We start from the raw sequence: 11,476 nt of genomic DNA on the forward strand, positions 1-11,476 counted from the left end.
GCAAAATGGCAGAGTTAGATAACAACGGCGGCGTGAATCTGGGCATGGTACAGGATATCCAGAACCTGGATCGCCTGCGCCAGTTGAGCCAGAGCAAGGAGGGGAAAGCGGATGCGCTGATGGCCGCCTCCCGCCAGTTCGAGTCCATTTTCACCCAGACCCTGTTCCAGAGCATGCGCCAGGCCAACCAGGTGCTGACCCAGGACAGCCCCTTCAACAGCAGCTACACCCAGTTCTACGAAGGGATGCTGGATGAGCAGCGGGTCGCCGACATGTCGAGCAAGGGGGGGATAGGCTTGGCCGCCATGGTGGCCAAGCAGCTCTCGCCGGAGACCTTCACCCATCATGACGGGCGGGTGCTCAAGATGCCCCAGCGTACCGAGCGGGTCTACAAACCCTATCAGCCGCCCACCTCCACCGCCAACGATCTCATCTCTGCCTCAAAAGTTGGCAAAGATTTTGCTGAGAAAGAGATGCAAGGGGATACCCAGCCTCAGACAGCGCTGCACCGTACCCACCGAACCGTACCGCCCATGGGGCCGGCGGCAGAGGCACACGGCATGCGCAGTCACAAGGCGCTGGATGATACCGCGCAGGTGTTCGACTCCCCTGAAGAGTTTGTCGATCGACTGATGCCGCTGGCCAAGAAGGCGGCCGCCAAGCTGGGGTTGAGCCCGGCGGTGCTGGTGGCGCAGGCCGCACTGGAAAGCGGCTGGGGCAAACGGGTGATCAAGAACGGGGAGGGGCAGGTGACCCACAACCTGTTCGGCATCAAGGCCGACCCGCGCTGGGAAGGGCCCAAGACGGTGGTCAGCACCCTGGAATACGAAAAAGGAGTGGCATCGCGCCAGAAGGCCGCGTTTCGCTCTTACGAGTCGTTCGAAGAGAGCTTCAACGACTATGTCGATTTCCTGACATCGGGCTCCCGCTACAAGGGGGCACTGGCCAAGGTGGACAGTCCGGATCGCTATTTCGAAGCCTTGCAACAGGCCGGATACGCCACCGACCCGCATTATGCCAGGAAACTGAAACAGGTATTGCGCAGTGATGCCATTGCCGGCTACTCCGCGACCAACACGACAGAAATGGAGCTGTAAGTCATGGCAAGCGATCTGCTTGGAATTGGTACCTCGGGTGTGATGGCCCAGCAGCGGCTGCTGCAGACCACCAGTAACAACATCGTCAACGTCAATAGCCAGGGCTATGTGCGTGAACGTACCCTGATCTATACCAATGCCAACGGACTCGGCACCGGGGACATGCTGACTGAGCGGGTCATCAACGCCTATGCCCAGGGGGAGGTCAGACGCGATACCTCGGCCTTCTATGCCTCTTCCACCCGTTATCAGCAGCTTGCCAACACCGATACCCTGCTGGGGGACACCAGCAACAGCGTCGGTGCCGCCATCAGCTCCTATTTCGAAGGGTTCCATACCGCCAACGAAGCACCCGCCGACATCTCGGGCCGCAAGACCACCTTGAGCGGGCTGAGCGGCATGGTGAACCGCTTTCATACCCTGTCGGCCCAGCTGGACAAGCAGACCGACACCATCAACACCACCATCGGTGACGAAGCCAAGCGGGTGAACAGCCTGATCAACAGCATCAACGATCTGAACCAGGCCATCATTCGCACCCAGGGCACGCCGGAAGAGAACCTGATGCTGTTCGATCAGCGGGACGAGGCCATTCGCCAGCTCTCCGAGAAGATGGAGATCCGCACCGTGCCGCAGGACAACGGCAGCATGCTGGTCAACATGAGCACCGGTCACTCCCTGGTGCTCAACGGCAGCGTTGCCCAGCTCAGCGTGGTGCCGGGCAATCCCGATGCCCGTGAGTCCGAGTTGCAGCTGGTCATGGACCCCAACAAGGTCGCCCTCAATGACAAGGACATCGGCGGCGGGATAGGGGGGCTCTTCTCCGCCCGCAACGATCTGGAGCCGGCCAAGCGCGAGCTGGGTCAGCTGGCGGCCGCCATGGCGGATGCCATGAACCAGCAAAACCGGTTGGGGATGGATCTGGACAACGAGCTGGGGGGGGATCTCTTCTCTCTCGGCACGAGTGATGGCCTGCCCTACAGCCAGAATACCGGCAACGCTACCGCCAAGGTGAGCTTCGTGCCCGGCAAGGGGACGGAAGTGACCACCTTCGACTACGAGGTGCAGTTCAGCAGTGCCACCGGCTACGAGGTGTTCTCGGTGGACAAGGATGGCAACCGCACCTCGCTGGCCACCGGCACCACGCCACCCGCCACCGTGCAGGTGGCGGGGCACGGCATCCAGTTCGATCTCTCCGGCACGCCGGCGGCGGGGGACAGGATCCTGCTGCAACCCACCAAGCGGGCGGCTGCCGGGCTGGACCAGCTGGTGACCCGGGCCGAAGATCTGGCGTTGGCATCGCCGCTCAAGGCGGATAAAGGCAAAAACAACTTCGGTTCGGGCGAGATCAAGCTCACTGGCATCACCAATACCGGCGCCGGTTCCGGCTTTGGCACCAACAGCCTGGATCCGGCCTCACCTCAGGTGGTGAAGATAGATGGCAGCGGCAACTACCAGGTCTATGCCGCGGACGGTACCACCCTGATCGGGGTTGCCCCCGCCTCCAGCAAGGGGCAGAACCTGATGGCGGCCCTCGAGAATCCGCTTGGTGGCCCCAAGGTGTATGCCACTCCGACCCAGACCCCGGGTTATGAGTTCAGCATCACCGGCAAGGTGGAGGCCAATGACAGCTTCACCCTGAGCTACAACACCGACGGTTTTGCCGACAACGCCAACGGCCTGGCGCTGGCCGAATTGCAGAACAAGGATCTGGTGCGCAAGAGCAGCAACGCCGGCACCAGCAACGACAAGATGACCTTCAACGAGGCCTACTCCAGCCTGGTGACCGGGGTGGGCAACACCACCAGCCAGGCCAAGAGCCAGCTCAAGGCCGATGAAACGAAATTGACCCAGAGCAGGGCGATTTTCGAGAGTGTCTCCGGCGTCAGTCTGGAGGAGGAGGCGGCCAACCTGATCCGCTATCAGCAGTCCTATGCCGCCTCCGCCCAGATCGTCAGCACCGCCAAGACCATCTTCGACACCCTGCTGTCATCAGTGAGGTAACCCGATGCGTATCACCACCAACATGGTCTATGACCGCAACATCTCCTCGCTGAACAGTGCCAACGAGCGGCTGAGCACGGCCTATGAGCAGCTGATGACGGGGGAGAAGTTCAAGTCGGCGGGGGAGGATCCTTCCGGCATGAGCCAGAAGCTGGCGCTGACCAAGGAGATCGATCTCTTCAAGCAGTACGGGGTCAACGGCAGCCTGCTGGAAAACAGCCTGGGCCACGAGGAGACGGTGCTGACCGCCCTCAACACCGCCATGACCAGCGCCCAGACCCTGATCCAGAAGGCGAACGACTCGGCGGTGGGGTACGAGGATCGCCAGGCCATCGCCAGCGAGCTGGAGGGGCTGCAAAAGCAGATGTTCGACCTGATGAACAGCAAGAACTCCCAGGGCGAATATATCTTCGGCGGCAATCAGAGCAAGACCCAGCCCTTCATTCAGGATGCCAGCGGCAACTACATCTTTCAGGGGGATACCGGTCAGCGCAAGATCCAGGTGTCACCGACGGTGCAGATTGCCGCCAACGATTCGGGCTTCAACCTGTTCGAAATCGTGCCGACCCGTCGTACCAGCAGCGCGGGGAGCGCCAATATTCAGGTCGGGGTGGCCGATCAGGGCCACTTCGACAGTTTTTACCGCAACAATTACGATCCTTCGCTCGCCAGCAACCAGTACACGGTGAACACCATCGCCGGCACGCCGGATACCTACGAGATCCGGGATGGCGGCGGTACCCTGCTGCAAAGCGGCGACTATGTGGCGGGCAACAAGATCCCCTTCAACGGGCTGGAGCTGACTCTGTCGCTGCCGGCGGGGGGCGCGGCGCAGAACTTCGTGCTGGATCCGCCCCAGAACAACAACATCCTGGATGGCATGTCCGATTTCATCACGGCGCTGCGGGATCCCAACATCACGCCGGATACCTTCCAGCTGAAGGTGGCGGATGCCACCGCCCACATGAAGAATGCCCGTCTGAACGTGGATCAGGGGCTGGGGGAGATCGGCGGGCGCATGAACGGGCTGGAGCAGGTGATGGGTTCGAACGAAGGCTTGAGTACCCTCAACCAGCAGGCGAGGGCCAAGGTCTCCGAAGCGGATCTCTATGAGGTGATCGCCACCCTGTCGAAAGAGGATGCGGCCCTGAGCGCCACCCAGCTCTCCTTTAGCAAGATCAGTAAGTTGACCCTGTTCGACTACATCCGCTGAGCTTTTTTCATCGCTTGCGGCCCCGGCTGGCCGCAAGCAATGGTTGTCGTTAAAGTCCCTTTCTTCCGCTTTTTTATCCTCATTCAACTCCCCTTGCCAACCAATTGTAACAAGCTGTTGCCATGGGCCATTTAGCCCCTTGCCCCGGGTTGACTCCTATTGAGCGTTCGATAATCATGCTGCCCGCACAACAGAGGGTTGTGCGGTTATTTGCAGCATCTCGTTAGGCGAGGCTCCTGTATAAACACAGGCCACTGATCTCACGACGTCCAGAGACGCCCAAGATCAGGACAGTTTTCATCGGATTAAGGTGTAAACCCAAGTGGCTTCCGGCATGCCGGATACGTTATGCAGTGCTAAAGCTGGTACGTGGGGATGATGACACGCCGAACGGCGTCATTTCCTGCCTATTACTCGTCAATCAAATTGCTGTTTTCTTTCAGACGGCGACGGATCACCGTTCGCGCTCAGGCTTGCCTGAAATCACATGAGGTCATTTGTGATGAAGAAAACACAGACACTACTCAATCGTCACCAACTGCTCGATCTGGCCGCCCTGCAGGGCTGGCTGGAGCACAACCTGGACCCGGTGCAGCGCGCCGATCAACTGCTGACCCTGCGTCCGGAAGAGCTCAACTGCATCTTCGATACCCTGCCCATCAACGAGGGGGCTGCATTGCTCAGCTCGCTGTCGGCGGACTGTGCCGGCCGGCTGCTGATGCGGCTGCATGCCAGCATCGTCAGCCTGTTGCAGGGGGCCATGCCCCGGCGCGACATGCTGGCCATTCTGCGCCGGCTGGGGAGCAGTGATCGCACCATGCTGCTTGCCCGCTTCCCGGAGCAGGTCCAGTCCACCTTCTACTCCCTGCTCGATTGGCCGACCGAATCGGTGGGCGCCAACATGCGCCACGAATTCCTGGCCATCGGCGATCAGGAGACGGTGGGCAGTGCCAAGCAGCTGATCCACGATGCCTGGGACAACGCCCAGCTGTTCCAGAACCTCTATGTGGTCAACAACGACAAACGCCTGCTCGGCAGCATCTCGCTCAAATCCCTGCTGATTGCCGACCCGCAACTGCCGGTGAGCGAGCTGATGGACCGGGAGGTGGTGCGCATCAACGCCCGGGCGGATCAGGAGCTGGCCGCCCGCCTGCTGATCGATCGTGACCTCTCGACCCTGCCGGTGGAGGATCAGGGCAAGCTGGTGGGCATCTTCCACGTCGACGATGCCGCCGACATCCTGGAGCTCGAATCCACCGAGGATGCGGAGATGCAGGGGGGCTCCTCGCCGCTCGATACTCCCTATCTGCAGGCGACCCCCTGGCAACTGTGGCGCAAGCGGGTGGGCTGGCTGCTGATCCTGTTCGTGGCCGAAGCCTATACAGGTACCGTGCTGCGGGCGTTTGAAGAGCAGCTGGAAGCCGCCATCGCGCTGGCCTTCTTCATCCCACTCCTGATCGGCACCGGCGGCAACAGCGGCACCCAGATCACCACCACGATCGTCCGTGCCATGGCGGTAGGGGAGGTGAGCCTGCGCAACCTCGGCACCGTGCTAAAAAAAGAGATCTCCACCGGTCTGCTCATCTCGGCCGCCATCGCGCTGGCGGCCTGGGTGCGGGCCTGGAGCTTAGGGGTCGGTCCCCAGATCGGCATGGTTGTCACCCTGACCATCATCGCCATCGTGCTGTGGAGTGCCACCGTCGCCTCTGTGATCCCCATGGTGCTGCGTCGTTTTCGCATCGACCCGGCCGTGGTGTCCGCCCCCTTCATCGCCACCCTGGTGGACGGCACCGGTCTCATCATCTACTTCGAGATTGCCAAGCTGCTGCTGCCCGAGCTGCAGTAAGTCGCAATCCGAAAACGCAAAAGGCAGCCCATGGGCTGCCTTTTTTGCATCCGTCGCCCGCGCTCAGCCGAGCTGGAACAGCAGTGGCCAGCCCTGCTCCTGGCAATAGCGGTGCTCTTTTTCCAAGTTCTGCATCAGCAATTTGTTCTCCTCGCACCAGTCGAGTGGCAGGGTCACCACCAGCTGATCGCCTTGCGCCGCGACTTTCCACTCGGGTAGCAGGTTGTCCTGACGCCTGTGGTGGGCTGCCACTGCGAGGCGCAGGATGCGGATGCAGCGCAGCACCGTCTGCTCGTCGTGGTTGGGCAGGGCGGGTAGCTCGGCGAGCTTGAGCCCCTTGCGCTGGAAGCGCACCAGGGCCGCCAGCAGGGCCTGATCGTCCTGGTTGAAGCCGGGCAGGTCGGTGTGCTGCAGGATATAGGCGGAGTGGCGGTGGATGCCGCTGTAGTTGATGGCAAGGCCAATCTCGTGCAGCCGCGCCGCCCAGCCGAGGATGGCGCGATAGGGCTCTACCGGCAGCTGCCATGGCACCTGCAGGGCATCAAACAGGGTCAGCACGCTCTGCTCCACCCGGGCGGCCTGCTTTCGGTCCAGCCGGTAGTGGGTGCCGAGGGCCTGGGCGGTGCGCTCGCGAATGTCGTGGTGCTGCAGCCGCTCCTCGAATTCATACAGCAAGCCTTCGCGCAGGGCGCCGTCGGAGTACTCCATCCGTTCGATGGGCAGGGAGGTGAAGAGCCCGATCAGGATGGCGACCGCGGCGGCAAACACCTCCTGGCGCTCTTCGGTGAGGCCGGCCAGCTTGAGATCGCCGACCCGCTTGTGGGCCAGCATCTCCCGTTTGAGCTGCTCCAGCCCGGCAAGCGTGATGTTGCCGTCGGTCCAGCCCTCACCCTGCAGCACATCGCGCACGGTGCGGATCGAGCCCGAACTGCCGAGGCAGCTCTGCCAGCCCAGCTTGCGGTACTGGTTGATGATGGGGGCGAGCTGATGCTGGGCCTCCAGCACGGCGCCGTTGAAGGCTTTTTCGCCGAGCTTGCCGTTGGCAAAGAAGCTCTGGGTGAAGCTGACGCAGCCCATCTTGCGGCTGGTGAGCGCCTTGTGTTCAAACCCCTCGCCGATGATGAGCTCGGTGCTGCCGCCGCCGATGTCCACCACCAGCACCTGTCCCTCGATGTGCTGGGTATGGGCGACCCCCTGATAGATGAGGCGCGCCTCCTCCTGACCGCTGATGATCTCGATAGGGTGGTTGAGCACCTTGGCCGCCTCGCTCACAAACTCGCGGGCATTGCTGGCGCGGCGCAACGTGTAGGTACCGGCGATGCGGATCTGATCCGGATTGATGTTGGTGAGCCGCTCGGCAAAGATCGACAGGCAGGCGAGGCCGCGAGCCATCGCCTCCGGGCTCATCCGCTTGTGGGCATCCATCCCTTCGGCCAGCCGCACCCGCTCCTTGATGCGATCGACGATGCGAAAGCGCCCCTCGCTGAGATGGGCGATCACCATGTGAAAGCTGTTCGAGCCGAGATCGACGGCGGCGTACAGGCTATTGTCCATTGTTTGACTCTATGCGTTTGAGGTAGTCGTAAATCGCGACCTGGGAGCGAATTTTGCGGCGGTTGCCCCGCTTCACGTATTCGTTCTTCTGGTCGGCATCGATGACCCGCGCCTTGCAGGTGTCACTCAGTTGTAGCTCGAGAATATCCAGGATGCGCTGCTTGAGGCGCTCGTCGTAGATGGGGGTGCCCACCTCGATGCGCCCGTCAATGTTGCGGCTCATCCAGTCGGCGCTGGAGATATAGAGCTGGGGGTTGCCCCGGTTGTGGAACACCATCACCCGCGGATGTTCGAGGAAGCGGTCGATGATGCTGATGACCCGGATGTTGTCGCTAAGACCCGGCACCCCCGGGCGCAGGGCGCACATGCCGCGGATGATCATCTGGATGGGCACCCCGGCCTGGCCGGCGGCATAGAGCCGGTTGATGAGGTCTCTGTCCACCAGGTTGTTGATCTTGAGGGTGATGCCGCTTGGCTGCCCCGCCTTGGCGTTGGTGAGCTCGTTGTCGATGAGCCGATAGAGCTGGCGCCGGCTGTTGATGGGGGAGACCAGCAGGTGGTTGAACTTGTAGCGCCGATAGGGGTACTCGATGTATTCAAACACGCTCTCCACCTCGGCGGTGATGTCCGGGTGGCGGGTCAGCAGGGAGAAGTCGGTGTAGATCTTGGCGGTCTTCTCGTTGAAGTTGCCGGTGCCGATGTGGGCATAGCGCACCGCCTCGCCATGTTCGTGGCGGGTGATGAGGCAGAGCTTGGAGTGGATCTTGAGGCTCGGCACCCCGAACACCACCTTGACCCCCGCATTGGTCAGGATATTGGCCCAGTCGATGTTGGCCGCCTCGTCGAAGCGGGCGCGCAACTCCACCACCACTGTCACCTTCTTGCCGTTGTTGGCGGCGTCGATGAGGGAGTGGATGATGCGCGACTTCTTGGCCACCCGGTAGATGTTGATGCGAATGGCGCTCACCGCCGGATCGAACGCCGCCTGGCGCACCAGCTCGGTGAAGTGGTGGAACTTGTGGTACGGGTAGTAGAGCAGTATGTCCTGCTTGGTGATGGCGTCGAAGGCGTTGACGAAACCGTCGAAGTCGCGGCAATCGAGGGCCGGCAGCTTGGGGTTCTCCAGATAGTCCCGGCCCACGTTGGGGAAGCCGATGAAATCCTTGAAGTTGTGATAGCGCCCGCCCGGCATGATGGCGTCGTAGGAGCTGATCTGCAGCTTGAGCTTCAAGAAGCTTATCATGGCTGCCGGCATCTCCCGCTCGTAGACGAAGCGCACCGGCATGGCGGTGAGGCGCTGTTTCAAGCCATCACTCATCTTGTCCACCAGGCTCAAGTCCAGCTGGTCGGAGAGGTCATACTCGGCATCCCGGGTCAGCTTGACCGCGTAGGCGGCAATCTCGTCGTAATCGAAGAAGCCCTTGAAGATCTCGTCCAGACAGAAGCGGATGACGTTGTCCAGGATGATAATCTGCTTCTTGCGGCGGGTCCCTTCTGGCGGCAGCTGGAAGAAGCGGGGCAGATCGTCGGTCGGCACCTCCACCAGGGCGTACTGGATCACCTGGCCGTTCTTCTTCATCTCGATGGCCAGATAGGTGTACTCGTCTTTCAGAAACTTGACCGGGTTGACCTCCTTGTTGAGCAGGATCGGGATGATGTGGCGCAGCACCTTCTCCTTGAAGAAAACCCGCAGCCACTGCTGGATGGATTCGGAGAGCTGGTTCTCGTTGACCAGGAAGATGTTGTGGCGGGCCAGCGCGATCAGCAGCTCCTTGTAGGTGTTGTCGAACGCCTCGCCGAGCGCCATCACCTTCTGCTGGATGGCCCGCAGCAATACCTTGGCCTCGTCGTCGCCGCCGTGCACCTCGTTGATCAGGATGCGGCGCTTGACGTCCGACACCCGTACCTTGAAGAACTCGTCCTGGTTGGAGGAGAAGATCCCCAGAAAACGGACCCGCTCGATGAGCGGGACCGTCTTGTCCATCGCCTCTTGCAACACCCGTTCATTGAATGAGAGCCAACTCAGCTCCTTCTCTTCATACTGCTTGTCGGTGCTCATGTGATGCCTCTGTGGTCAGGTCGCGTCTGCGCGGCAGTTATGGCGTGGAAATATGACAGATTGATGACCATCCGCTCAGTCGATGAAGGCCTGGTCGATGTCGACCACCAGATCGTCGGAGAGGGACTCCAGCGCACTGATGAGATCCCCCAGTTCGAGCCGGGGCGGCAGTGCCACCAGGGCGTGGGCGTAGAAGAGCGGGGCTCCGGAGTGGGGGGCGGGCTCGCAGCCGGTGGTGAGGTCGGCCACGTTGACGTTGAGCTGGCGCAAGATGCTGGCCACCTCGTGGACGATGCCGGCCCGGTCGTTGCCGGTGACGCTGACCATCACCTGCCGCTCCGGCTCCTGGCTGAGCTGGCCTTCGGCGAAGCTGACGGTGAGGCCGGGCAGCATCGCCAGCGCCTCGCACAGGCTGCGGTAGTGCTCGTCAGGCACGCTCACGTGCAGGATGCCGGCAAACTGTCCCGCCAGCTCGCTCATGGAGCTGGCCAGCCAGTTGCCCTGCTGGTGGCTGATGACGTCCGCCAGACTCTCGACGATACCGGGCTTGTCTGCGCCGATCACGGTCACGACCAATTGCTTTTGCATCCTGCTCTCCTTGGAATTGGGTTTCTCCAGCATTGTGCCTGCTGTCACAGGCCATATGAAGCCCCGCCGGCAGCAAAAATGGCGAAAAAGCGCGGCGAAGAGGGGGCTGACGCCATTTCTGCACTGCCTGCGCCCGCAGCTGCGTGGTAGAGTGATGCCCCTGTTTTGTATTGTGAAACTAGCTGGCTCTGGTGAGCGGGATGTGCGCGTATGAATAGCCTTGTCGTATCGGGATTGGTGTTGTTGGTGCTGCTTCTGCTGGCGATCTTCTGGAGCAGGGGCAAGAAGGGCAAGGCGCTGCCCTATGAGCTGCAGGAGACCCTGTTCAGCCCGGCGGAGCGCTCCTTCCTCGGTGTGCTGGATCTGGCGGTGGGCGACCAGGCTCGGGTCTTTGCCAAGGTGCGGGTGGCCGATGTGCTGACGCCGGAGGCGGGGATGGGCAAGAGCAAGTGGCAGCAGGCTTTCAACAAGATCAGCGCCAAGCACGTGGACTATCTGCTCTGCCACCCCTCGGATCTCTCCTTCATCTGCGCCATCGAGCTCGATGACAGCTCCCACCGCCATCAGAAGCGCAAGGCGCGGGATAGCTTCCTCAAGGCCGCCTTTGACAGTGCCGGTCTGCCGCTGCTGCAGATCCCGGCTAGCAGCCACTATCAGGTCGAGGAGCTGCGCGAACAGATCCTGCCGCTGCTGAACCGCAGCACGGATCTGCCGCAAGAGGATCTGCTGCCGGGCGAGCGCCGCGAACCCACCTTCAGCCCTCTGCAGCTGGACAGGGTCGAGGTGGAAGAGCCCCACCATGGTGGCCGAGCCCCGGCTGTGGCCCCCATCAAGGCCATCGTATCGCCACGCAGTGCGCCGCTGCCGGCGGCCGACGCCGAGCTGGTGGACAATCTGTTTGCCGAGGTGGAAGAGGACGAAGACGAGGCTCCCCATCAAGTGCCGCACTGCCCCCGTTGCGATGCGCCGTTGGTGGAGCGGGAAGCCAAGAAGGGACCCCATGCCGGCCGCCTGTTCCTGGCCTGCAGCCGCTTCCCCGAGTGCCGTTACGCCGCGCCCCACACTCACGCCCGCCATTGACCATCCTGCCTGCTTGCGGCCCGCTACGGGCCGCA

General features: G+C 61.9%; 8 protein-coding genes and 1 riboswitch. Of the genes, 5 read left to right on the forward strand and 3 right to left on the reverse strand.

Annotation, left to right across the window (positions count from 1 at the left end; genetic code table 11):
• Window positions 1-5 precede the first annotated feature (5 nt).
• The 4 genes from flgJ to mgtE all read left to right on the forward strand — a co-directional run bounded on the left by flgJ (window position 6) and on the right by mgtE (window position 6,160).
• Complete coding sequence (flgJ, locus tag AB5Y81_RS12480) at window positions 6-1,097, forward strand: flagellar assembly peptidoglycan hydrolase FlgJ (RefSeq protein ID WP_017782327.1); 1,092 nt, start codon at window positions 6-8, stop codon at window positions 1,095-1,097.
• Between the two features lie 3 nt (window positions 1,098-1,100).
• The gene (locus AB5Y81_RS12485) at window positions 1,101-3,101 is read left to right on the forward strand and encodes a flagellar basal body rod C-terminal domain-containing protein (RefSeq protein ID WP_279484118.1); all 2,001 of its coding nucleotides are present in this window, start codon (window positions 1,101-1,103) and stop codon (window positions 3,099-3,101) included.
• Window positions 3,102-3,105: 4 nt separating this feature from the next.
• A complete protein-coding gene (gene flgL, locus AB5Y81_RS12490) occupies window positions 3,106-4,314 on the forward strand; it encodes a flagellar hook-associated protein FlgL (RefSeq protein ID WP_017782329.1) in 1,209 nt (402 codons plus the stop codon).
• Window positions 4,315-4,526: 212 nt separating this feature from the next.
• Window positions 4,527-4,696, forward strand: a riboswitch (M-box (ykoK) riboswitch).
• 120 nt (window positions 4,697-4,816) lie between these two features.
• Window positions 4,817-6,160: a magnesium transporter gene (gene mgtE / locus AB5Y81_RS12495; protein ID WP_279485532.1), complete on the forward strand. Its 1,344-nt coding sequence runs from the start codon at window positions 4,817-4,819 to the stop codon at window positions 6,158-6,160.
• 63 nt (window positions 6,161-6,223) lie between these two features.
• On the opposite strand, the gene ppx is transcribed toward mgtE, so the two are convergent.
• The 3 genes from ppx to AB5Y81_RS12510 all read right to left on the reverse strand — a co-directional run bounded on the left by ppx (window position 6,224) and on the right by AB5Y81_RS12510 (window position 10,361).
• Complete coding sequence (gene ppx, locus AB5Y81_RS12500; RefSeq protein ID WP_279484119.1) at window positions 6,224-7,714, reverse strand: exopolyphosphatase; 1,491 nt, start codon at window positions 7,712-7,714, stop codon at window positions 6,224-6,226.
• On the reverse strand, window positions 7,704-9,773 hold the full coding sequence (gene ppk1 / locus AB5Y81_RS12505; RefSeq protein WP_005302754.1) for a polyphosphate kinase 1: 2,070 nt from the start codon (window positions 9,771-9,773) through the stop codon (window positions 7,704-7,706). The genes ppx and ppk1 overlap by 11 nt, the downstream gene beginning before the upstream one ends.
• A 75-nt stretch (window positions 9,774-9,848) precedes the next feature.
• On the reverse strand, window positions 9,849-10,361 hold the full coding sequence (locus tag AB5Y81_RS12510; protein WP_005302753.1) for a glycine cleavage system protein R: 513 nt from the start codon (window positions 10,359-10,361) through the stop codon (window positions 9,849-9,851).
• Between the two features lie 210 nt (window positions 10,362-10,571).
• On the opposite strand from AB5Y81_RS12510, the gene AB5Y81_RS12515 reads away from it, so the two are divergent.
• Window positions 10,572-11,441 carry a DUF2726 domain-containing protein gene (locus tag AB5Y81_RS12515; RefSeq protein ID WP_041203635.1) on the forward strand — a complete coding sequence of 290 codons (870 nt, stop codon included), beginning with the start codon at window positions 10,572-10,574 and terminating at the stop codon, window positions 11,439-11,441.
• Window positions 11,442-11,476 lie beyond the last annotated feature (35 nt).

The sequence above is a fragment of the Aeromonas sp. s2 genome, assembly GCF_040907935.1.
GTDB classification, from domain to species: Bacteria; Pseudomonadota; Gammaproteobacteria; order Enterobacterales; family Aeromonadaceae; genus Aeromonas; species Aeromonas dhakensis.

Excerpts from the sequence above, each read along its gene's own strand:
- flgJ (WP_017782327.1), top strand. The coding sequence starts at position 6 with ATGGCAGAGTTAGATAACAACGGCGGCGTGAATCTGGGCATGGTACAG.
- AB5Y81_RS12485 (WP_279484118.1), top strand. The coding sequence starts at position 1,101 with ATGGCAAGCGATCTGCTTGGAATTGGTACCTCGGGTGTGATGGCCCAG.
- flgL (WP_017782329.1), top strand. The coding sequence starts at position 3,106 with ATGCGTATCACCACCAACATGGTCTATGACCGCAACATCTCCTCGCTG.
- mgtE (WP_279485532.1), top strand. The coding sequence starts at position 4,817 with ATGAAGAAAACACAGACACTACTCAATCGTCACCAACTGCTCGATCTG.
- ppx (WP_279484119.1), bottom strand. The coding sequence starts at position 7,714 with ATGGACAATAGCCTGTACGCCGCCGTCGATCTCGGCTCGAACAGCTTT.
- ppk1 (WP_005302754.1), bottom strand. The coding sequence starts at position 9,773 with ATGAGCACCGACAAGCAGTATGAAGAGAAGGAGCTGAGTTGGCTCTCA.
- AB5Y81_RS12510 (WP_005302753.1), bottom strand. The coding sequence starts at position 10,361 with ATGCAAAAGCAATTGGTCGTGACCGTGATCGGCGCAGACAAGCCCGGT.
- AB5Y81_RS12515 (WP_041203635.1), top strand. The coding sequence starts at position 10,572 with ATGAATAGCCTTGTCGTATCGGGATTGGTGTTGTTGGTGCTGCTTCTG.